Raw genomic sequence first — 23,448 nt, 5'->3', positions numbered from 1 at the left:
CATTTCTGTGTGGAGATACAGCCACTTAGCGTTGGCTGTATCTTCTTTTCTTTTGCTTACGCTGGCGTCGGTAACGGGGATTATTCTGGCGTTCGAACCCATATCGCAGAAAATGCAGCCCTACCGCGTCGATGCCGTTAGCCAGCTTACCCTGGCCCAGACACTGCCGGTGCTCAAAAAAAGTTTTGCGGAAATCAGTGAGCTGAGCGTCGACGCCAACCAATTTGTGCAGATCAAAGGCAGCGATGCCGACGGCAAAAACTTAACTGCTTTCGTTGATCCGCAAACGGGTAAAAGCCTGGGAATTCCCAGCCCGCAAAGTGAGTTCTTCCAGTGGATAACGGCCCTGCACCGCTCACTGTTTCTGCACGAAGCCGGGCGGTTTTTCATCGGACTGACCGCTTTTCTGCTGCTGCTGATCACGATTTCCGGCACGATGCTCATCATTCAGCGTCAACGGGGTGTCAGGCGGTTTTTTACCCGGATCGTAAGGGATAATTTTGCCCAGTACTACCACGTTGTGCTGGGGCGGCTGTCGCTGATTCCGATTTTCCTCATTGCGCTTTCGGGAACCTACCTTTCCCTGGCCCGGTTTGGTCTGGTCGGAACGGAGAAAGTTTCTCCCAACATTGATTTCGACGCTATCCAGGCAAAACCCGAACGAAAGTTGGCCGACTTTGCGGTTTTTCAGAACACGCGGCTGGCGGACGTGCAGACCCTCGAATTTCCGTTTTCGGAAGACGTCGAGGATTATTACACGCTGAAACTCAAAGACCGGGAGATTACGGTCAACCAGATTACCGGCGACATCCTGAGCGAAAACCGGTACCCCACCGCCGTCCTGCTCACCAATCTGAGTCTGGATTTGCACACCGGCCGGACGAGCGCCATTTGGGCCATCATCCTGGCCGTGGCGTCGGGGAATATCCTCTTTTTCATCTATTCCGGTTTTGCCATTACCTGGAAACGACGGGCCAACCGCGTCAAAAAGAATAACTATTCAGCCGACGAGAGCCGGTTTATTATTCTGGTCGGATCGGAAAACGGCAGCACCTTCCGGTTTGCACAGGCCATTCACCAGCAGTTACTAAAGCAAGGAGAGAAATCCTTTCTGACCGAGTTCAATAACTACACGGTTTTTCCAAAAGCCGACTACCTGATCGCGTTGACAGCCACCTACGGGCTGGGCGACGCGCCGACCAATGCTACCCGGTTTATGAAACGGATTGAAAAATACCCGCAACCGCATCCCGTTCGCTATTCCGTCCTCGGTTTTGGATCACATGCTTACCCTGATTTCTGTCAGTTTGCCTTTGAAGTGAACCAGTTGCTGGCCCGGCAATCGTGGGCGGTTCCGCTGGTCGATATTCATACCGTCAATGACAAGTCGCCGGCCGAGTTCGGCTTGTGGGCCGAAGCCTGGTCGCAGCAAACCAATCTGCCGATGCCGGTTTCAGGTGAATTGCTAAAAGCTCCGGCGCTCCCGCTTGAAACGCTGATCGTCACCAGCAACACCAAAACCGCCCAGCCCGACGGCACGTTTTTGATTCGTTTACGGAGCAAACACAGTCAGGAGGTTACGTCGGGCGATCTGCTGGCCCTTTATCCCGCCAACGACCACCGCGAACGGCTGTATTCGATTGGTGTCCTGGACGACGAGCTTCAATTGAGCGTCCGGCTGCAACCGGGCGGACTGGGTTCCGGCTTTCTGCACGCCTTAACGCCCGGCGAAACCGTTCACGCCCGGATTGTCAGCAACGACCATTTCCATTTCCCCAAAAAAGCCCCGGTCGTGGTCATGATTGCCAACGGCACCGGGATTGCGCCGTTTCTGGGGATGATCAGCCAGAATAAACACAGAACGCCCTGCCATTTGTACGGCGGTTTTCGGTACCGTGCCTCGTTCGACGTTTACCGGGATTTTCTGGAAGAAAGCCGGTCGGTGCAAAAACTCACGGATCTCCACCTGGCGTATTCGCGCGAGGGTGAAAAACGGTATGTCAGCGACCTGATTGCGCAGGATGCGGATTTTATTGGTAATATACTGGTTACCAATGGGGTGATTATGATTTGCGGCTCCCTTTCCATGCAAAAAGACGTCATTGCGTTGCTGGAAACCATTTGCCAGACGAAAACGGGCAAAAGCGTCAGCTTCTACCAGTCACACAGCCAGATTCTGATGGACTGTTATTGAGGCTGTGGCCATCAGCGATAACCTTTCATCGTCCCTGGCAGTTGATTTCTCTGGACCGGAATCTGGTCGCGATTATCTGAACACAATACGCTATTTTAGAGAAAAACCAGAACGATTCAAACCCTGGTTTTCCTCCTTCCCCCTTATTTTTATGGATATGGTTTTACCAGCAGAATATGTATCAAAGGCCCGAAAAGCCACGCAGTTGATCTTTCTGGTTTGTGGGCTGGGTATGTCGAGCTGGGCACCCCTGATTCCCCTGGCCAAAGATCGGTTAGCGTTAAACGATGCCAACCTGGGCTTATTACTGCTGTTGCTGGGGGGTGGTTCCATGCTGATGATGCCGACCTCGGGTTGGCTGGTAAACCGCTTCGGCAGCCGCAGGGTTATGGCTGGTGCCGGGCTGGTGATGGCTCTGGTCCTGCCGCTTCTGCTGATTCTTTCTTCTACCACGGCCATGGCGGTTACTCTCTTTGTATTCGGTTCAAGCATTGGTACGATCGATGTAGCCATGAATGCGCACGGCGTGCAAGTGCAAAACCTTTTCGGAAAACCAATCATGTCGTCCTTGCATGGCTTGTTTAGTGTGGGTGGGCTGTTTGGCTCCCTGGGTCTAGGCTTTCTGATGAAACTGGGCCTTAATCCGGTTTACGCCATCGTCAGTATTGCCGTCCTGATGATCCTGATTACCCTGACCCAGTACAAAAACCTGTTTCCTTTGGAGACTGAACAACAGGCCATTGCTAGGTTCTCGCCACCGGATGAGGGGTCAACAGCGGGGATTCGGCGATTCAGCGGATTGCGTGCCCCGGTTTTGTATCTGGGCCTGCTGTGCTTTGCTGTTTTTCTGGCCGAAGGAGCCATTCTGGACTGGAGCGCGATCTTTCTGCGGGACATCAAAGGAATCGCCCCGGAGTTTGCGGGGGCGGGCTACGCGGCCTTTTCCATTGCCATGGCTGCGATGCGGTTAGCGGGGGATAAACTCGTGGCACGTTTAAAGAGCAAAACCGTTGTGGTGGGTGGCAGCCTAATCGGTGCCGCCGGCCTGGTTCTGGCCGTGTGGAGCCCCTGGGTAGCGGGAGCCATGGCAGGTTTTGTGCTCGTTGGACTTGGCGCGGCCAACATTGTGCCGGTATTTTTCAGTGAAGCGGGCCGACTGCCCGGGATTCCGCCAACGACCAGTCTGCCCGCCATTACAACCATCGGGTATACGGGTTTACTGACCGGGCCGGCTTTATTGGGTTTTATCGCGCAACATTTTTCCCTATCCACCGCATTTGGATTCGTAACCTTGCTGCTGGTCACAGTCGCAGTGAGCTATGGTGTCAAAGGAGAAGCGAATCGAACAACCGCCTAGAAAAGCGTTGATCGGAACGATTTCAGGTTTGTCCGCTCAGGCAATGGTTTCAGCGGCTGAACTTTTTTGGCACGGAAGCCGTCTTTGAAACATCTTTCACTACCTGATTACCAGCTTGAACCTTCAGCCCCTGATCGATCACTTCGAAAGTTACATTCCTTTCAACGAAAGTGAAAAGCATCTTCTGCCCGAACGCGTCAACCAGCGCGCCATCCAGCGCCGACAGACGCTTCTGCAGGAAGGTTTTCCCTGCAAACACTATTCATTCATCGTCGAAGGCTGTTTTCGAATGTTTGCCGTCGACCAGAAAGGAACCGAACATAATCTGCAATTTGCTGCGGAAAATGACTGGATCGCCGACCTTGGCAGCTTTCATTCCGGCCAACCCAGTGGGTTGTTTATCGAAGCCATTGAGCCTTCCGTTGTTCTGCAGATCGAAAAGCAGGACCTCTACTTTCTTTATACGAATCTGCCTAAGCTAGACCGGATCTTCAAAGTCATCATTGAGAACAAATACGTGGAACTCCAGAACCGGGTGTTGCAAACCATCAGTTCAACGGCGCAGGAGCGCTACCTCACCTTTCTGGCACAGTATCCTAAACTAGCCTTACGACTCCCCAACACGCAAATCGCTTCGTATCTGGGCATTACCCCTGAATTCCTGAGTAAAATCAGGAAAGACCTGGCTTCGGGACCGCTGCATCCTTAAACTAGTTTAAGGGTATTTCTTAAAATACCTTATGCGTCGCTTCCGGCATTCCGGCGGATCTTTGCAGGGTCCGACCCTGTCAAAAATCACCGAATCGAAAGTCGCTCACTAATGCTTTTTTTCTCCCACGAAATCACCCAAGCATGAAACGCAGAACAAAAACTTTGATAATCATCCTTTTATTTATCAATCCCAACCTGTTCGCCCAGGCGATTACGCTGGATCGGGCTAAGCTGGTGCCGAATCAGGTAGCGATTTCGCTCGGACGCGTGATGGGCAAAGAAGCCGTTAGAGTCGTTAAAGATTCATCGGTCACAAAGGTGGACGAACCTACCTTTGTCCGGATAAAAGACGTCACTTTCAGCAACGGAACCCTAGAAGTCAAGGTGTTAAGCCGGCTGCTCCGGAACGCCCCGGAACTGGCGCGGGGCTTTATCGGCGTTGCGTTCCGGATCAACGACACCAATTCAACCTACGAGAGCATCTACATCCGCCCGACCAATGGCAGGGCCGACGATCAGGTCAGGCGCAACCACGCCATTCAATACTACTCCTACCCGGATTATAAGTTTGATCGCTTGCGGAAAGAAGCCCCGGAACGCTACGAATCGTACGCAGACATGGCCCTGAATGAGTGGATAACCCTAAAAATTGTCGTCAGCGGGCCGGAAGCGAAGTTGTATCTGAACAATGCGAAAGAACCTGCCTTGATCGTGAAAGACCTGAAACACGGTGCTGCTGCATCGGGGGGCGGTGTCGGCCTGTGGGTTGACGTGGGCACCGAAGGTTATTTCACGGATTTGAAGATTACCCAACAGCCGTAAAACCGCCCGTTACCAACCTCCAGTTGCCCCCCCCTAAAGCGTATACTTGGTAACATCCAGATTTCGCGACGAAAAAATCCGGCCGTCGTCGGTGATCAGGATGCAGCGGTAGTCGGGATACTGATTGATCAGTTTCAGTCCCGCGTTTTTTCCCAGCACCATCAGCGACGTGCTGAACCCGTTGGCGGTTTCGGCACTGGGGCCAAAAACCGTCACGCTGCACACACCCGTAGCCGGATAGCCCGTTACCGGGTTGATGATGTGGGCATACCGCTGGCCGTTGAACACCACAAATTTCTCGTAACTTCCGGAGGTCACCACGGCGCTCTGCCGCAGCGGCACGATGGCGAAAACCGTGTCTTTCCGGATCGGGTTGGTGATGCCGATGGTCCAATCGCTGCCGTCCGGCTGTTTTCCCCACGTACTCATGTCCCCGGAACCGTTGACAATTCCGGCTTTGATTCCTTTGGCCAGCATCAGGTCGCGGCAGCGGTCGGCGGCATAGCCCTCGCCCAGCGCACCGAACCCAATTTTCATGCCTTTCCGTTTTAAAAAAATAGTAGACCGCGCCCGATCCAATACGATATATTCATAGCCGACCTTTTCCACCGATTTCTTAACCGCTTCCGGTCCGGGCATTTCCGTCATCGAACCGTCGAATTTCCAGATTCGGTCCATCGCGGCAAAACTAATGTCGAAAGCGCCCTTCGTTATTTTCGAAAAATGAAGTGCCCGCTCGGTCAGGGCGAACACCTCCGCGTCCACGCGAACCGGCGCGATGCCAGCGTTTTTATTGACCTGGGAAATTTGGGAATCGTCTTTCCAGTCCGAAATCAGATTCTCAATCCGCGTCACTTCAGCAATTACGGCATCAATGTTTTGTTCCGCCGACAGAGAGTCGTGAGCCACAAGCGTGATGTCAAACCGGCTGCCCATTAATTTGACGGTCCGTTTTCGCAACACCTGGGCCGTGGTGCTGAATCCTGATAAAATGAAGATGAGGACTAGGACTTGTTTCATACCGCAAAAAGCGAAACTCAAGTACCCACGGACTTATTGATTGAAATTTAACGCAAACTGTGAGATTATTGACCCCGGAGGGGTCCTATGTTAATAGGAATGGGTATTCTGAGAACTCCAGGCGTGCCGATAGGTACGCAATATAGGCTTAGTTGCGTACCTATCGGCACGCCTGGAGTTCTCAGAATACCCATTCCTATTAACATTACGTGCCGCTGGCACTTAAATAACTGATAGGCAAAGGTATCATCTCATAGTTCGCGTTAAAATTTCAATCAATTAGTCCGTGTGATTCCGGCAAAAAACACGGACTAAAGCGGCAACGGCTGTCCGACCCTGGGTACGTAAAAAGGGAGCCGTCGGCTCCCTTTTTGCATTCAAAATAGTTTTTACGCAACTAAACTGCCACGGTTTTGCCCGGAACGGCAATCGGATAAAAACCGTCCGCATTGGGTAACAGTTTCGGATTCGCATCCCAGGCCAGTTTTTCGGGAAACAGGTTGATGTTCGAGTTCAAAGCCTCGTCCCATTTCACCACTTTGCCCGAATACGTCGCCATCCGGCCCATAAGAGCCGTCAGCGTGCTTTTCGCTCCGTTTTCGGCATCCCAGAATTTGTATTCGTTTTTGGCAATGGCCGCAAACAATTCGTCGTGCTCGATCTGGTACGGATCGCCGTCGCCTTTGCCGTTGTGGGTATAAATCGAACCGCCTTTGTGGTCTTTCAGGATGCTTTGTCGCCCGAAGGAATCAACGCGGCCTTTTGTACCCAGGAAGGCTTCGTCCACTTTGCTAAACGTGCCTTCGTAGTGGCGACACTGGCTGTTGATCAGCGTTCCGTCTTCGTAAACGTAATCGACAATGTGGTGGTCAAAAATTTCGCCGTACTCCTTGCCGGTACGCACCTGACGGCCACCCGTTCCCTGCGCCGAAACCGGATAACCGCGTTTTACCCAGTTGGCGACGTCGATGTTGTGGATGTGCTGTTCGTTGATATGATCCCCGCAGAGCCAGTTGAAATAATACCAGTTCCGCATCTGGTGTTCCATCTCGGTCTGGTTCGGCTTACGCGGATTTACCCAAACGCCCCCGCTTACCCAATAGACCGAGCCTCCGATGATGTCGCCCAGCGCACCATCGTGGATGCGCTTGACCATCTCGCGGTAGTTCGGCTGGTAATGGCGTTGCAAACCCACCACCACGTTCAGTTTTTTCTTCTTGGCTTCTTCCGCAGCCGCCAGCACCCGGCGAACCCCCGGTGCGTCGGTGGCTACCGGTTTTTCCATGAAGATGTGTTTGTTTTGCTTCACGGCTTCTTCAAACATCATCGGCCGGAAACCCGGAGGAGTTGCCAGAATCACCACATCCGCCAGGGGAATGGCTTTTTGATACGCATCGAACCCGACAAACTTGCGTTCTTCCGGAATGTCGACCCGCTTCGCCAGCTCTGGATTTTGATTTAAAGTTTTATACGCGTCGTCCAGGCGATCACGGAACGCATCGGCAATCGCCACGATTTTCACATTCTGCTTGGACTTCAGGGCCTGAAGCGCAGCACCTTTTCCCCGGCCACCGCAGCCAATGAGTGCCACTTTGATGGTATCATCAGCCGAGTTGTTGAAACCATAGGAAGATGCAAAAGAAGGCAGAGTCGTCAACAGGGCTCCGCCCGTGAGCAGGCCGGATTGTTTCAGAAACTCCCGGCGGCCGGCGTCCCGGCGGTTTGATTCGTTTGACATAAGGAAACAAGGTTTAGAAATAAGATGAATAGCGTCTACTAACAGGCATTCTACAAGCAACTGGTAATCAATACTCCTCAATCAACGGCGGGTTGTAATACGCCTTAATTTCTTCTTCCGACGGTTTTTTAGCCGGACGAACCACCCGGAAACCGACAAACGACGCACTCGTCAGCCACCACTCGCTTTTGGGAGCCTGCGGGTCGAGCATTTTCCAGGAGGCATTGGACGGCGTTCGGGCCGCTGAGCGCAACACGGGCGCATCATCGTCCCACGAGCCACCCCGCACGGCATTCGGATACAGCTCCGTCACTTTGGCATACGGTTCCTTCACTTCGCCTTTCGCTTTTTTGGCGTAATAATCCGGGTAATACTGGTCCAGCGTCCACTCCATCACGTTGCCGTGCATATCGTGCAATCCCCACGGATTCGGTTTCTTCTTGCCAACTTGCTTATACGAACCGTCGCTATTGCCGGTAAACCAGGCATATTCGCCCAATTGTTTGGCATCGGCACCGAACGAATACGGTGTTTTGGTTCCGGCGCGGCAGGCATATTCCCACTCCGCTTCGGTGGGCAAACGGTAGAAAACGCCGGTTTTGGCGTACAGCCACGCACAGAAATGAATGGCCGAATATTGCGTCATGTTGATGGCCGGATACCCCTCCCGACCCATTCCGAACGACATATCCACGTACGGTGGACTCGGTCGCGTGGCGGCATCGGTTTTAGCTAAATCGAAACCGGGCGTCCGGTTTGCCATTTCCTTTTCCATGTTTTTGAAGGCAAACAGATCGAACAGATCCCAGGTCACTTCCATCTTTCCCATCCAGAACGGCTCGATCGTCACTTTGTGCTGCGGCCCTTCGTCGGGTTTGCGGCCTTTTTCCGCAGCCGGACTTCCCATCATAAATTCCCCACCCGGAATCGCCACCAGATCATAGACCTGGGTGCTACCCGGAATGGGTTGGGTATAGGATTTGGTTACATCGTCGGTTACCTGGGCCAGACTGCTCGCTGAGATGATACACGCTACACCGAACAGAGCAATGAATTTTTGCATGAATGGGGTAATGAATTAAGCTCTAAAATGTATAAAGAAAACCAGACCGGAAATTTACCACTTTTAGACCGGAAATTCTACCATACAGCGGCTTGTCTGATGCAATCATCAAACGAGATAGGAACACGGATGCAGCGGATTGAACGGATCAAAACGGATTTTATCTGTGCAAATCCGTTTTGATCCGTTCAATCCGCGTTCCCATCGCGTAGTTTACTTCGGCGATCCGGTTCAGGATGCGTATCTTTGCGGACAATGAATTATCTATCAGCAGAAAATCTCTCCAAATCCTTCGGCGACAAATGGTTATTCCGTAACGTAACGTTCGGAATGAGCCGGGGGGATAAAGTCGCCATCGTTGGTGCCAACGGTACGGGCAAATCTACCTTATTATCCATTCTGGCCGGGCTGATGCCTTCCGACGAAGGGCTGGTCAGCATCCGGAAAGACATCACCGTCGGTTTTCTGGAACAACAGCCCCAACTGGATGATAATCTGACCGTGATGGAAGTCGTTTTAACCGGCGACAATCCGGCTTTGCTCGCGATTGAGCAGTATGAAAAAGCCCTGCTGTCCGAAAATCACGACGCGCTCGACCGGGCCATGCAGCAAATGGACACGCTTCAGGCCTGGGATTATGAAACGCAGTTGAAGCAGATTCTGGGGCAATTGGGCATTCACGATGTCACCCAGCAGGTCTCCACACTCTCGGGTGGGCAACGTAAACGGGTGGCGATGGCGCAGGTGCTGATCGAAGCCCCGGATTTGCTGATCATGGATGAACCAACCAACCACCTCGATCTGGAAACCATCGAGTGGCTGGAAAACTTCTTGTCGACCAACAATTCCACCCTCCTGCTGGTGTCGCACGACCGGTATTTTCTGGACCGGGTGTGCAACCAGATTGTCGAGCTCGACCAGCAAACGCTGTTCAGCTACAAAGGCAATTACGCCTATTACCTGGAAAAGAAAGCGGAGCGGCAGGCCATCCTGGCGGCTGAGGTAGACAAGGCGAAAAACCTTTTCCGGCGCGAACTGGACTGGATGCGCCGGCAACCCAAAGCCCGCGGCACCAAAGCGCAATACCGGGTCGATGCGTTCGATGAGGTGAACGCCAAAGCGCACACCAAACTGGGCAACGACCAACTGGAGCTGAACATTCGTACGGCGCGGCTGGGCAGCAAAATCATTGAAATGGAAAACGTCAGCAAACGCTTTGGCGAAAAGGTGCTGCTCGACCATTTTACGTACACCTTCCGGCGGAACGACCGCATCGGCATCATCGGGAAAAACGGGATGGGCAAAACCACCCTCCTGAACATGATTACGGGCGAACTGCGCCCCGATTCGGGCATCATCAGCACCGGCGGAACCGTCAAAATTGGCTATTATACGCAATCGGATCTGGTGCTGCCCGATAACCAGCGGGTGATCGACGTGGTGCAGGATGTGGCCGAAGTGATGAAACTCGGAACCGGCGAAACCGTGACGGCTTCGCAATTTTTGCAGCATTTCCTGTTCGACCGCAACAAGCAGTACGATTACGTCCACAAACTGTCGGGCGGTGAAAAACGGCGGTTGCAGTTGTTGCTGGTGCTGGTGCAAAATCCCAACTTCCTGATTCTGGATGAACCGACCAACGACCTGGACATTACGACGCTCAACGTGCTGGAAGAATTTCTGCTGAATTTTCCCGGCTGCATACTGCTCGTATCCCACGACCGTTATTTCATGGATCGGCTGATCGATCACGCCTTTATTTTTGAAGGCAACGGTAAAATCAGCGACTTTCCGGGGAATTACACCGATTACCGCGAACGGAAAGCCAGTCAGCCCGCCGATCGCAAAACCGCCGACAAGCCAAAGGCTGCACCAACCGTCTCAGTTCCAGAAAGTAAACCCGTTGCGCCGGTGCCGGAAACCAAGCGAAAACTGTCTTTCAAGGAGCAGCGGGAATATGAAACGTTAGAAAAAGAAATTGAGGAACTGGAACAACGAAAAAGCGGTTTATTGGATCAACTGAATACCGGTTCCGAGAGTCACGAAGAGCTGACGTCCTGGGCCCGGCAAATTGAGCAAATCGAACAGGAAATTTCCCTAAAATCCGACCGCTGGCTTGAGTTGGCGGACTATATTTAATTGTGAATGAGCGAGTGAGTGATTGAGTGAATAGCTGACGCAGTGCCGTTAGTTCAAAGCGTGATCTTCGATCTATTCACTCATTCGCTCATTCACTCATTCACTCATTTCAATGATGAACCAGATCGCCGAATTTTTCCAATACTTACTCAATTCCGAGGAAATCATTCGGACGGGCGGGCTGGTATTGATCACCCTGATTATCTTCATCGAAAACGGTGTCTTTTTCGGTTTTTTCCTGCCGGGCGATTACTTGCTGTTTCTGTCGGGCGTTTTTGCCGGCACCAAAATTCTGGCCGTTCCCCTGTGGCTGTTGCTGCTCTGCATTTTCGGGGCCGCGGTGGTGGGGTCGCTGGTAGGGTATCTCACGGGGCGGTATTTCGGTGAGCGGCTGCAAAACCGCCCGGATTCGTTGTTTTTCAAGAAAAAATACATTGAAACCACCCGCGAATATTTCCTGAAATACGGCAGCCGAACGCTGATTGTGGCCCGGTTTCTGCCCATTGTCCGCACGTTTGCGCCCATTCTCTCCGGATTGATTCGGATGGATATGCGGTATTTTATGCTTTACAACGTTATCGGGGGAGCCATCTGGGTGGTCTCGCTGGTGGGGGGCGGGTATTATTTTGGCGAAAAATTCCCCTGGATCGTCGATTACGTCCACTACATCATCATTTTCTTCCTGGCCGTTACCACTTTCACGGTCATTCGGGGCTACCTCAACGCCCGGAAAGAAATGAAGCAGGAAAAAGAAACCGTCAGCGAATAATCCAATCAGGCGGTTCCGCTAGTTTATGTTGGCATTGGCTGCTGCGGCTTTCGTCCGCGCCACGCAGGCTTCGTCCGCACATTCGCCGTAAAAAACCAGGGAATGTGATTCGACGTGAAATTGCAGCGTATTGCCGACCGTGGTTTTGATCAGTTGCAAACGCGGATCACAAAACTCCATAACGCGGTGGCAGTTGACACAAATCAGGTGCGCATGTTGCTGCCGTCCGAGTGATTTTTCAAACCGGCTTTTCGTATTATCCTCATCGCCAAACTGGTGTCGGCTCACCAGCCCGCAATCCACCAGCACGTCCAGCGTGTTGTATACCGTGGCCCGGCTAACGGCAAATGATCGTTCCTTCATCGCCTGATACAATTCCTCGGCGTCGAAATGGTCATTGCGCGAATACACCTCTTCCAGAATGGCAAACCGTTCCGACGACCGGCGCAGCCCTTTCATGAGTAAATATTCTTCCAGTTTTGTTCGGGCTGTCGTAATCAATGGAGTTAGGTTCGCCATAAAAATAAGGCCGAGACGGCTTCTAAATCCCCAGGCAGAGGGCGTAAAAACCGGCCGCTGGTCAACAAAAAAATCCCTAAAATTATTTAGACTAATTTCAAACAAATATACGACCTCAACCAATGCGATGCAATATTTTTTAGAAAGGAGTTTTACAAGTTATTGATACCACTTGGCGTACATCACATAATTGTTGGCCGTTCGCATAAAAACCTCGCCCAGTTCGGGTGTAACGGCTTTCAAAAACCGGGCGGGATTACCGGCATAAATTGTGCCTGGCGGCACGACCGTGTTTTGGGTCACAATGGCCCCGGCGGCAACAATGGAACCGGTTCCGATCACGGCTCCGTCCATCACAATGGCTCCCATGCCGATCAGAACCTGGTCTTCAATCGTGCAGCCGTGGACAATGGCGTTGTGGGCAATGGAAACATAGCTGCCAATGGTAGTTCTGAATTTCTGGTAGGTGCAGTGTATAACCGCTCCATCCTGAACGTTGCAATAATCCCCCATTGTGATCGAGTTCACATCGCCCCGCACCACGGCATTGAACCAGACGGTGCAATTTCGCCCCATCACGACTTCCCCAACGATCGTTGCATTATCGGCAAACCAGCATTCTTCGCCCGCTTTCGGATGAATGCCGCGAACGGATTTTATCAGAGCCATCTTGGATATATTCTATTTGTTCGGATATTATTTCGGAAAACACTTCGGCTAAATAGCGGTTTTTTCCATTAAAAAGCCACTTTTGGACCATTGACTATAAAAAGCGGCAGAGAATCAATCAATTCGTAACTTTGTGGGTCAGATTTTTTTCACTGCATGAACCGTAGCAGAACACAATCATACTGGTTAACTCCCCGTGACTCCTCGTTTTTGTTGTTTCGACAACTGCCCGCGCTGTCTTTCTTTTTCCTGTTGATAGCTGTCACTGCCGGTTTTGCCCAGCAACCCTCGCGGGCCGATCAGTTAAACGACGAGCAGATTATTGAATTTTATCAACGGGCACAGGGCAGCGGACTCACCGAAATGCAAATCGAGCAAGCGGCTATGTCACAGGGGTATACGCTGACCGATATTGCCAAAATGCGGCAACGCATGGCAAAAATACGCCAGCAATCGAACCGCACCGGGCAGTTTTCCGTCGATACACTCATTAACCGGGCGCAGCAGGGCACGCTTTCGCAACGACCATACGCACTGGGCGACAGCCTGAATCTGCTGCGCCGGGATACCATCCGGCGACCGTATATTTTCGGCGCGGCTTTGTTTCAGGGAACGGCTCTTACGTTTGAGCCGAACCTCCGGATTGCTACCCCCCGGAATTACGTGGTAGGCCCTGACGATGAACTGGTAGTGGAAATATACGGCAATTCCACTGAAAGTTTCCGGCTGCGCGTTAGTCCCGAAGGCTCGGTGCGGATGCTGAACCTGGCGCCCATTTTTGTCAGCGGCCTCACCATCGAACAGGCCGAACAGCGGATTGTCGGGCGGCTCCGGCAGGCTTTTCAGGGCCTGAACCGCCCCAACAGCGGCACCTATGCCTCCGTAACCCTCGGTAACATCCGCAGCATCCGTGTCACGATGGTGGGCGAAGTCGTCATGCCCGGGACCTACACGCTTTCGTCGCTCTCAACGGCTTTCAACGCCCTGTATCTGGCGGGCGGCCCAAACCCCGAAACCGGCTCTTTCCGCGATATTCAGGTGATCCGCAACAACCGCGTCGTCCGGACCATCGACCTGTACGACTACCTTTTGCGGGCCGATAAAAAAGACGACATCCGGCTGCTGGATCAGGATGTGATTCGGGTTAATGACTACGGCGTTCGCGTTGAAATGGTCGGGCAGGTTAAACGGCCGGCCATTTATGAAGTAAAATCCGGCGAAACGCTCAAGAATGTCCTGAGTTTTGCGGGCGGTTTTACGGATCGGGCCTACACCTTTTCGATCACCCTGCGCCGGAATACGCCCCGCGAACTGCGAATCTCAACCATCACACAGGATCAGATTGCGACCTTCATTCCGCAGTCCGGCGACAAATACACGACTGGTGAGATTCTGAACCGGTACGAAAACCGGGTTCAGGTGTCGGGCGCCATCATGCGACCGGGCGATTATGCGCTGGGCGACGAAATCACGACCGTCCGTTCGCTCATCAGCCGGGCCGAAGGACTGCGGAAAGACGCTTTCCTGAACCGGGCGGTTTTGTACCGCGAACGCGAAAACACCGATCTGGAGGCCATTCCGTTCGATGTGGGGCGGCTGATGCGGAACGAAACGGAAGACATTCCGCTGGCGCGGCAGGACAGCGTGCACATTTACTCGGTCCGCGATTTGCGCGAACCGTATTACGTCAGCATCGAGGGAGCGGTGAATCGGCCGGATACCATTCCGTACGTAACCAACCTGACCGTCACCGATTTAATTGCGCTATCGGGCGGTTTTCAGGAGGGCGCTACCCCCAACCGCATTGAGATTGCCCGGCGGATTCGGGAAGATACGACCAAAATGACCGGTGGCGAAACCGTTCAGGTTTTTCAGTTTTCGATTGACCGCAACCTGAACCTACTCCCGGCGGATGCGCGGTTTCCCCTCAGGCCTTTTGATGTAGTGTACGTCCGAACGTCGCCCCGCTACGAACTTCAGCAGAATGTGGCGGTATTTGGCGAAGTGATGCACCCCGGGAATTACGCCATCGAGTCGCGTTCCGAACGGATTTCGGATGTGCTTCGGCGGGTGGGCGGCCTGAAAGCCGGGGCTTTTCTGCCGGGAGCCCGGTTCTCCCGGCGCGGCACCCCCATTGCAACCGATCTGGGAGCGATTCTGGAAGACCCGGGGGTTTCGGGTAATTTGCTGCTGGAAGTTGGAGATTCGCTGATTATTCCGAAACGGCCCGAAACCGTCAGTATTCAGGGAGCCGTTCTGAATCCGTCAACGATCAGTTATACGGAAGGATTCAGCTTTAAAGATTACGTGACGCAGGCCGGAGGCTATACCGACAATGCCCGGCAAAAAAGAACGTATGTGGTGTATGCCAATGGCCTGAAAGACCGGACCAAGCGGTTTTTGTTTTTCAGGAAATACCCCAAAATTGAACCCGGATCACGCGTTATCGTCCCGTTTGAACCCCTGAATGATCAGCGACCACTCACCCCCGGCGAACGAATTGGCCTGATTTCCGTGCTCGGTACAATGACAATTACCCTAACCACCGTTATCATTAACCTGGTTCGGTTATTTTAACCATCTTTAGCGCCACGTTTAGTACGTCGCTTCATGTCAGTAACAACGCACAAACCATCAACAGGGCCAGAAATGGACGACGATGATCTCATCCAGATCCGCCCCGGTGACCTCTGGAAATTTCTACAGCGCAGCCGCCTGGCCGTGCTGGCTTTTGCCGTGCTGGGTGCCCTGGCAGGGTTGTATTACGGTTTTTCCAAACCGGACGACTATAAATCGGAGGTTACCGTGATGCCTGAAGTGTCGGCGGGGAGTCCGGGCGGCATGGGAAACCTCGGATCGCTGGCCGGGCTGGCCGGCATCAGCATGGACAATGCCGCCGGTGATGGCATCCGGCCCGATCTCTACCCGGAAGTTCTCCAAAGCATTCCGTTTGCCCTCCAGATTCTGAAGCAACCGGTTTATTCCAAACACTACAAAACCGTGCTGCCGTTGCAGAACTACCTGAAACGACACAGCCGGGAAACGGCTTTTCAGCGACTGACCGGAAACACGGACGACACCCCGGCCGACGACTCAAAACCGGCTCCCGTGGCCTTGCCCGATCCTAAAAATTACAGCAAAGCGTTGCAGGTCTCGCCCGAACAGGAGGGTCTGGCGGCCATGCTAACCAGCCGGATTACGACCACCTACGAACGGCGCACGGGGGTGGTAACCATCGAAGTGATCATGCCCGACCCGGTGGTGGCGGCCACCGTCGCCCGGTTTTCTCTCGAATACCTGACCCACTACATCACCAGCTACCGGACGCAGAAAGTCAAAAATCAGGAGCGTTTCCTGACCCAGCAGGTCGAGCAATCCCGGCGCCGGTACCAGACGGCGGAATATGACCTGGAAAGTTACCGCGACCGGAACCGGAGCCTTTACAGCGGTTTGGCGCGGATCGGGGAGCAGCGGCTCCAGGCCGAGTTTTTGTTGGCACAAACGGTTTACAATGATTTATCCCGGCAGTTGGAACAGGCCAAAATTCGGGTGCAGGAAGAAACGCCGGTTTTCAAGATGCTGGAACCACCGCGCATACCGCTTCGGCCCAACGGCCCCCGGCGCACACTGCTGGTTCTGGCCGGTTTGGTGGCTGGTGCGGTGGTGGGTTTGGGCTGGACGTTGGGAAAAACGATTTTGGAAAAAATGAATCGCCAGGTGTAAAAATAGGGTACGGTTTTCAGTTTACGGTTGTTGATGATACGACTACAGGACGCGTCAGCAACCGTAAACTGAAAACTGAAAACTGAAAACTCGTATGAAAAAAGCTTTGATTTGTGGGGTTTCAGGACAGGATGGTGCGTATCTGGCACATTTACTGCTGACCAAAGGATATGAAGTGTATGGCGGTTCGCGCGATGCCCAGATGTCGTCGTTCAGTAACCTGACCCGGCTCAACATCCGGTCGCAGGTGTCGCTGGTGTCGGTCAACATCAACGACTTCCGCAGTGTTTTGCAGACGTTGCTGAAAGTCCGGCCCGACGAGGTCTACAATCTGGCGGGGCAAAGTTCGGTGGGCCTGTCGTTCGAACAACCTGTCGAGACCCTCGAAAGCATCAGCATCGGAACGTTGAATTTGCTGGAAGCCATCCGGTTTAGTGAGTTGCCGATCCGGTTATACAACGCCGGTTCGAGCGAGTCGTTCGGTGATACGGGCCGCCTGGCCGCCGACGAAGAGACGCCTTTCCGCCCGCGCAGCCCCTACGGCGTGGCCAAAGCTGCGGCTTTCTGGCAGGTTGCCAATTACCGCGAAGCCTACCAGTTGTATGCCAGCACCGGGATTCTGTTCAACCACGAGTCGCCCCTGCGGCCCGAACGGTTTGTCACCCGGAAAATCGTGGCAGCCGCCTGCCGGATTGCGCAGGGCAGCAACGAGAAACTAACGCTGGGAAACATCGACATTGCCCGTGACTGGGGCTGGGCGCCGGATTATGTGGAAGCCATGTGGATGATGCTGCAGAAACCCCAGCCCGACGACTACGTGATTGCCACCGGACACACCCGGAAACTGAAGGATTTCATTCGAATCGTTTTCGAACAGGTCAACCTCGATTGGGAGGAGCACGTGCAGATCGACCCCTCGTTTTTCCGGCCCACCGACCTGGCCGAAGGAAATGCGAACCCGGCCAAAGCTTTCTGGCATTTTGGCTGGAAGGCCCAACACAAGATGGAGGACGTGGCCCGGCTGATGGTCGAAGCCCAGCTCACCGGCGTTCTTCATCCGACCGCTGCTCCCTGATTCTCACATCCGTATGATTGAACTAAGTCCGCAAAAGCTGAGTACGACGGCTCGGAAAGCGCTTGCCAATGCTGGCTGGGTCTTCTTCGACCGCATTTTCCGGATCGCAACGGCTTTGCTGGTTGGGGTCTGGTCGGCGCGGTATCTGGGGCCTTCCCAATTTGGCCTGCTCAATTTTGCGAATGTTTTCCCAACCGTTCTAACGTCGCTGGCCGGGCTGGGTTTGGCCAACATCCTGATCACGGAAATTGTCCGGAAAGGCGAATACGCTGAGAATCAACTGCTCGGCACGGCTTTCATTCTCCGGCTCATGGCCGGTTCGGTTTCTCTGTTTATCATTGCGGTTGCCATTCGCCTTCTCTACAGCGATCAGCCGGTTTTACAGGCCATGATTCTGTTTACCAGTTCGGTGCTGGTTTGCCAAAGCGTGGATGTCATCGATCTGCATTTCCAGTCGCGTGTCAAATCCCGGCTTTCGGTCGTTGCCAAATCCATTGCGTTTGTTTTATCGACGCTGTTGCGGGTTTATTTTCTGGCCAATCACTTCAGTCTGCTGGCATTCTCCTCGGTTGTTTTTGTGGAAGCGGCTTTCTCGGCCCTGATTCTGGTTCTGATTTATAACCGCGAAGAAGGGCAGCACGTTTTGCAGTGGCGGTTTAACCGGGTGCTGGCCGCGCGGCTTCTGAAACTGGCCTGGCCGATTATGATTGCCGATTTCTTCATTTTCCTCTACATGCGTTCCGATCAGTATATGCTCAAAGAACTGGCCAGCGACCTGGAATTAGGAAAATATACGGCCGCCTTACGGCTTTCGGAAGTCTGGTATTTCATTGCGACAGCCCTGACCTCGTCTTTTTACCCGACTATTGTGAAGCTGAAAACCCAGGATGAAGAAGCGTTTCAGCGGGCGTTTCGAAAGCTGCTCGGGCTGTTGACCTTCATTAGCCTCGCCATTTCGGTTTTTATCTCTTTTTCGGCCCCTTTTCTGGTTCAGCTTCTCTATGGCCAACAATACGCCGGAGCCGATCAGATTCTGATTATTCACATCTGGTCATCGGTTTTTGTTTTTACCGGCGTGGGCAGCAGCTACTGGTTTATCCTCCACGGCCAGCAACGCATTGTTTTGCTCAAAACCATCGGTGGTGCCCTCGTAAACATTCTCCTGAACATTGCGTTGATTCCAGGCTATGGCGCCGTTGGTTCGTCGGTGGCGACCTTGCTGGCTTACATGATGTCCTCTTACCTCATGAATTATTTTATCAAAGAAGCCCGGCCCGTTTTTTACATTCAATCCCTTGCCTTTGTCGATATTTTTAAACTAAATTTCATTCGCAGTCTGTTGAAACCGGGGCAATAACATCGTTTAGTCAACCCGGTTTTCAGCGAAACGAAGCAGGCAAAACCCCTGCTGACAACCAATTTCCGGTACTCTCTGTCTCCTGCTATAGCTCCTGTGCATCTTGTCATTCGGCCGGAAAGTCACGCATCACTTGGGTCCCAATCCGGGATTTGTTCGCTCGTTTTTCCGGATCGTTGTGATCGAAATGTATTTTTTTTCAGATGAAATCGTGTAGTAACACGTTATACCATCGTACCTGATCAACTGAGGTTACGTTTTTCTGGACAATCTGCCGGAAACAGATCCCTTGTAAATCAGGACTATACGGCGTACCAATCTCATTGAATCAACAAAATTGATGTGCTGATGCAGTTTGATGTCCCAATCCTCTTTGTCTTATTTAACCGTCCTCACCACGTCCGCGACGTGCTTGACCGCATTCGTCAGGTTCAGCCGCGCGAGTTATTTGTATCCGTAGACGGCCCCCGGCCCGGCAACGAAACCGATCCGGGACAGATCGCCGAATGCCTGGCGCTGCTCGAACAGATCGACTGGCCCTGCTCGGTTCACCGGTTGATTCATGATCAGAATCTGGGCTGTAAAAAAGCCGTCAGCACGGCCATTAGCTGGTTTTTTCAGCAGGTGGAAATGGGGATTATTCTGGAAGACGACTGTTTGCCCGATCTGAGCTTCTTTTCGTTCTGCCGGGAAAACCTCCACTACCACCGCGACAACGCGACGATCATGCACATCGCCGGCGTCAATTTTCAGAATGGCCACTGGCACGGCGACGGTTCGTATTTTTACACCAAAATCTGCCACGTATGGGGTTGGGCCAGTTGGCGACGGGCCTGGGAAAAGTACGACGTTTCGATGGCAACCTACCCGGTTTTTCGCCAGCAAAACCGCATTGCCGACCTGTTCGCCGAGCCCAAAGTGCAGCAATACTGGATCGACGCGTTTGACAGCGTGGTTGCCGGGCAGGTCAACAGTTGGGCCTACCCCTGGGTCTATACCATCTGGATCAACAACGGACTCTGCATCTGCCCCAACCAGAATCTGATCTCCAACATCGGTTTTGGCACAGAAGCCACCCACACCAAAGAAGACCGGGAATTGCTCGCCAATTTGCCCCTAAACGCCCTGACGGAAGTCAAACACCCTACGTTTATCATTGAAAACGTGCTGGCCACCGAATACTCGGTTCACCATTATTTTAAAAAGCCCGGCTGGGTGACCATCAAAGCGGAGAGCTTGAAAAGGCGGCTTGGTTTGAAGAATTAAGCTTATTTTTGGAGCTAATCGCCAAATAGCCAGGAACAAAAAAATATTCTATGACCTGCCATATTTGCAATACCCCTTCGAACGAGTCTTTCCAGGTGAAAGTATTGTTCAAATATGATGTTACGTATTATCGTTGCCACGAGTGCGGTTTCATCCAGACCGAATCCCCGTATTGGCTCCCGGAAGCCTATGCATCAGCCATTACCTCGCTGGACATCGGCCTGGTTTCACGGAATGTACGCTGGGCTCCCACCGTCGAGGCTATGATTCGGAAATGGTTTCAACCGGAAGGTCCGTTTCTGGATTACGGGGGGGGCTACGGACTGTTTGTGCGGATGATGCGCGATCGTGGGTTTCCGTTCATCCGGCAAGATCAATACTGCGAAAACCTCTTCGCGAAGCATTTCGACGTGACCGATCAGCCTGCGGGCAAAACCTACGAGTTAGTTACGGCTTTTGAGGTATTTGAGCACCTGGCCGATCCGGTGGCTACCGTCGGGGAAATGCTCCGGGCTGGTAAGAGCATTCTCTTCACGACCAAAGTGTTGCCTAATCCGAATGTCACCCCGGAAACCTGGTGGTATTTTATCCCCGAAACCGGTCAGCACGTCGCCCTTTACAGCCTCGAATCGCTGCACCGGCTCGCCAACCGTTTTGGCCTGCAATTGTATAGCGATCAACACGACCTGCACCTGATGACGGCCAAACCGATCAACCCTACCTGGTTCCGCTGGTTCACGCACCCGCGGAAAGTGGCCCTGTATAACTACCTGCATTCGTATCCGGCCAAATCCCTGTTGGATCATGACTTTCAAGCAGTGTCCGATTCCGTAAGAAAGCAACCCTTAAAAGACCTTATTTGATGGCTCCGCCTTTATTTCGTACCTTAATTGCGAAATTAGCAATTGTCGAGTTCACTATTAGGCCATCTCTGTTCCAGTGTCTATACAATTAGATATTCCGGTTCTGTTTATTTTGTTCAACCGGCCCCGTCATGCCCGCCGGGTGTTTGACCAAATCCGCCTGGTGCAACCGCTGGACCTTTACGTTGCCATCGATGGTCCCCGATCCGATCGCCCGGATGACTCAAAGCAGATTGCCGAATGTCTGGCGCTGCTCGACGGAATCGACTGGCCGTGTCAGGTACACCGGCTGGTTCGAAATCAGAATCTGGGGTGTAAACGGGCCGTCAGCACCGCCATTAACTGGTTTTTCAACCAGGTCGAGATGGGCATCATTCTGGAAGATGACTGCCTGCCCGATGTCACTTTCTTTTCATTTTGCCGTGAAAACCTCCTGCATCATCAGCACAATCCGGGCGTAATGCACATTACGGGCGTCAACTTTCAGCACGGGCAGTGGCACGGGGATGGCTCGTATTTTTATTCCAAAATCTGCCACGTCTGGGGCTGGGCGAGCTGGCGACGGGCCTGGCAGCACTACGACGTTGAAATCACTACGTATCCGGAATTCCGGCGGCAGAAACTGGTGAGCACCCTGTTTTCGGATCCAAAAGTGCAGCAATACTGGACCGAAGCCTTCGACGGTGTTTTCAACGGACAGATCGACACCTGGGATTACCAGTGGTGTTACGCCATCTGGATCCATTACGGGCTCTGCATCTGCCCCAACCAAAACCTGATCTCCAACATCGGTTTTGACCAGGATGCCACGCACACCAAAACCGACGCCGAATCGACGGGCAATAATCCCCTGCAACCACTGACGGAACTCAGGCATCCGCAGTTTTTTATCGAAAACCGCCAGGCGACGGAGTATTCATTGAATAAGTTTTTCAGGAAAGTAGCCACCATCCGGCAGCGAATGGACAATATCACCACAAAAACCGGGTTAAAAACGATGAAGAAGACTTTCAAAAAGCACTTGCTTCCCTGAAAGAAGAACCGCATGAAGATTTTTTTTGACCATCAAACGTTTTCCCAACAAAACTACGGCGGCATTTCCCGGTATTTTTGTGAATTGATTGCCGGCATCAACCAGTCTCCAACTCCTCACCAGGCTCATTTATCGTTGTTATTTTCCAACAATGCATACTTAAAAGAGAAAGGGCTTCACGCTCTGCCTTTTTTTCCCGGTCAGCCATTTGCCAGAACACAGCCTTATTTTTACCGACTTAACAAAGCATTCAACCGGCTGGAAATGCAGACCCGTTCATACGATGTTTTTCACGCGACGTATTACGAGCCTTCTTTTCTGAGTCACATTCGAAAGCGCCCCGTCGTGGTTACTTTCCTGGACATGATCCACGAAAAATACCACACGGTGTATCCCGAATTGGCCGCCGACAGCCGCGTGATGGCCTGGAAAAAGGAAATTGTGCATCAGGCTACGGCGGTTATCGCGATTTCCGAAAACACCAAACGGGATTTAATCGAATACTACGACCTTTCACCGGATCGGATTCGCGTCATTTACCTGGGCTCGTCGGTTTTTGTAGATGATACCCAAGCTGAACTCCCGTCGGAAGCCACAGCCCCGTATTTGCTCTTTGTCGGCAACCGGGGGATGTACAAAAACTTCCTGCCCTTTATTCGGGCCGTTGCACCCTTGCTCCTCGCCTACCAGGTTCGGGTGATCTGCGCGGGCGGGGGAGCCTTTTCGCCCGAAGAAACGGCTATCCTGAAACAATTGAACCTGACCAATCTTGTTGACCAGCAACCCATTGACGACGATACGCTGCGGCACCTCTACCGCCAGGCCCTGGCGTTTGTCTTTCCGTCCCTCTACGAAGGGTTCGGCATTCCCGTTCTGGAAGCCTTCGCCTGCAACTGCCCCTGCATTCTGAGCAACCGGAGTTCGCTGCCTGAAGTGGCGGGGGCTGCCGCGCTTTATTTTGATCCGGATCAGCCGGATTCCCTCCGCGCAGCCGTCGAACAACTCATTACCAGCCCGGCCCGTCGCCAACAACTCGCCGAGCTGGGACAGGCGCAACTGCGTCATTTTTCCTGGGAAAAAACCGTCCGCGAAACGCTCGATCTCTACGAGAGCCTGCTGCACTAGGTTGC

At 52.8% G+C, this 23,448-nt stretch carries 19 protein-coding genes; 14 read left to right on the top strand and 5 right to left on the bottom strand.

Annotated elements, in window-relative coordinates; translation table 11 throughout:
* Positions 1–31: 31 nt before the first annotated feature.
* The 4 genes from F0P93_RS18860 (at position 32) to F0P93_RS18845 (ending at position 5,084) form a co-directional block, all read left to right on the top strand.
* The gene (locus F0P93_RS18860; protein WP_229315735.1) at positions 32–2,194 is read left to right on the top strand and encodes a PepSY domain-containing protein; all 2,163 of its coding nucleotides are present in this window, start codon (positions 32–34) and stop codon (positions 2,192–2,194) included.
* Positions 2,195–2,345: 151 nt separating this feature from the next.
* Complete coding sequence (locus F0P93_RS18855; protein ID WP_150878645.1) at positions 2,346–3,551, top strand: MFS transporter; 1,206 nt, start codon at positions 2,346–2,348, stop codon at positions 3,549–3,551.
* Between the two features lie 115 nt (positions 3,552–3,666).
* Positions 3,667–4,260 (top strand): Crp/Fnr family transcriptional regulator, encoded by a 594-nt coding sequence (locus F0P93_RS18850; RefSeq protein WP_150878643.1) that lies wholly within the window; start codon positions 3,667–3,669, stop codon positions 4,258–4,260.
* Positions 4,261–4,424: 164 nt separating this feature from the next.
* Positions 4,425–5,084, top strand: coding sequence for a hypothetical protein (locus tag F0P93_RS18845; RefSeq protein ID WP_225309548.1), 660 nt, complete (start codon positions 4,425–4,427; stop codon positions 5,082–5,084).
* Between the two features lie 33 nt (positions 5,085–5,117).
* Here the strand turns inward: F0P93_RS18845 and F0P93_RS18840 are convergent, their stop codons facing one another.
* The 3 genes from F0P93_RS18840 to F0P93_RS18830 all read right to left on the bottom strand — a co-directional run bounded on the left by F0P93_RS18840 (position 5,118) and on the right by F0P93_RS18830 (position 8,905).
* Positions 5,118–6,104 carry an FAD:protein FMN transferase gene (locus F0P93_RS18840; protein WP_150878638.1) on the bottom strand — a complete coding sequence of 329 codons (987 nt, stop codon included), beginning with the start codon at positions 6,102–6,104 and terminating at the stop codon, positions 5,118–5,120.
* Between the two features lie 397 nt (positions 6,105–6,501).
* A complete protein-coding gene (locus F0P93_RS18835) occupies positions 6,502–7,842 on the bottom strand; it encodes a Gfo/Idh/MocA family protein (protein ID WP_150878636.1) in 1,341 nt (446 codons plus the stop codon).
* Between the two features lie 67 nt (positions 7,843–7,909).
* The gene (locus F0P93_RS18830; protein WP_150878634.1) at positions 7,910–8,905 is read right to left on the bottom strand and encodes a formylglycine-generating enzyme family protein; all 996 of its coding nucleotides are present in this window, start codon (positions 8,903–8,905) and stop codon (positions 7,910–7,912) included.
* A 255-nt stretch (positions 8,906–9,160) separates the two neighbouring features.
* On the opposite strand from F0P93_RS18830, the gene F0P93_RS18825 reads away from it, so the two are divergent.
* Together F0P93_RS18825 and F0P93_RS18820 are read left to right on the top strand one after the other, a co-directional pair.
* Positions 9,161–11,044: an ABC-F family ATP-binding cassette domain-containing protein gene (locus tag F0P93_RS18825; RefSeq protein WP_150878632.1), complete on the top strand. Its 1,884-nt coding sequence runs from the start codon at positions 9,161–9,163 to the stop codon at positions 11,042–11,044.
* Positions 11,045–11,159: 115 nt separating this feature from the next.
* Positions 11,160–11,813: a DedA family protein gene (locus F0P93_RS18820; protein ID WP_150878717.1), complete on the top strand. Its 654-nt coding sequence runs from the start codon at positions 11,160–11,162 to the stop codon at positions 11,811–11,813.
* A gap of 18 nt (positions 11,814–11,831) precedes the next feature.
* Here F0P93_RS18820 and F0P93_RS18815 read toward each other — a convergent pair whose 3' ends face one another.
* Positions 11,832–12,332: a Fur family transcriptional regulator gene (locus F0P93_RS18815; protein ID WP_150878630.1), complete on the bottom strand. Its 501-nt coding sequence runs from the start codon at positions 12,330–12,332 to the stop codon at positions 11,832–11,834.
* A 159-nt stretch (positions 12,333–12,491) separates the two neighbouring features.
* A complete protein-coding gene (locus F0P93_RS18810) occupies positions 12,492–13,001 on the bottom strand; it encodes a gamma carbonic anhydrase family protein (protein ID WP_150878628.1) in 510 nt (169 codons plus the stop codon).
* 156 nt (positions 13,002–13,157) lie between these two features.
* Here F0P93_RS18810 and F0P93_RS18805 point away from each other — a divergent pair, with 156 nt between their 5' ends.
* The 8 genes from F0P93_RS18805 (at position 13,158) to F0P93_RS18770 (ending at position 23,443) form a co-directional block, all read left to right on the top strand.
* Positions 13,158–15,578: an SLBB domain-containing protein gene (locus F0P93_RS18805; RefSeq protein ID WP_150878626.1), complete on the top strand. Its 2,421-nt coding sequence runs from the start codon at positions 13,158–13,160 to the stop codon at positions 15,576–15,578.
* A gap of 72 nt (positions 15,579–15,650) precedes the next feature.
* A complete protein-coding gene (locus F0P93_RS18800) occupies positions 15,651–16,724 on the top strand; it encodes a GumC domain-containing protein (RefSeq protein WP_150878624.1) in 1,074 nt (357 codons plus the stop codon).
* Between the two features lie 94 nt (positions 16,725–16,818).
* On the top strand, positions 16,819–17,799 hold the full coding sequence (locus F0P93_RS18795; RefSeq protein WP_150878622.1) for a GDP-mannose 4,6-dehydratase: 981 nt from the start codon (positions 16,819–16,821) through the stop codon (positions 17,797–17,799).
* 13 nt (positions 17,800–17,812) lie between these two features.
* Entirely contained in the window at positions 17,813–19,156 is a 1,344-nt protein-coding gene (locus tag F0P93_RS18790; protein ID WP_150878620.1) for a flippase, read from the top strand.
* Positions 19,157–19,504: 348 nt separating this feature from the next.
* A complete protein-coding gene (locus tag F0P93_RS18785) occupies positions 19,505–20,422 on the top strand; it encodes a hypothetical protein (protein ID WP_150878618.1) in 918 nt (305 codons plus the stop codon).
* A 50-nt stretch (positions 20,423–20,472) separates the two neighbouring features.
* The gene (locus tag F0P93_RS18780) at positions 20,473–21,285 is read left to right on the top strand and encodes a class I SAM-dependent methyltransferase (protein WP_150878616.1); all 813 of its coding nucleotides are present in this window, start codon (positions 20,473–20,475) and stop codon (positions 21,283–21,285) included.
* Between the two features lie 76 nt (positions 21,286–21,361).
* Positions 21,362–22,318 carry a hypothetical protein gene (locus F0P93_RS18775; protein WP_150878614.1) on the top strand — a complete coding sequence of 319 codons (957 nt, stop codon included), beginning with the start codon at positions 21,362–21,364 and terminating at the stop codon, positions 22,316–22,318.
* A gap of 12 nt (positions 22,319–22,330) precedes the next feature.
* Positions 22,331–23,443 (top strand): glycosyltransferase family 4 protein, encoded by a 1,113-nt coding sequence (locus tag F0P93_RS18770; protein ID WP_150878612.1) that lies wholly within the window; start codon positions 22,331–22,333, stop codon positions 23,441–23,443.
* The last annotated feature ends 5 nt before the right edge of the window (positions 23,444–23,448 follow it).

The organism is Larkinella humicola (assembly GCF_008727875.1).
Lineage (GTDB): Bacteria > Bacteroidota > Bacteroidia > Cytophagales > Spirosomataceae > Larkinella > Larkinella humicola.
Note: the sequence above shows the minus strand (reverse complement) of the source record. Positions and strands in the feature narration are given on the sequence as shown.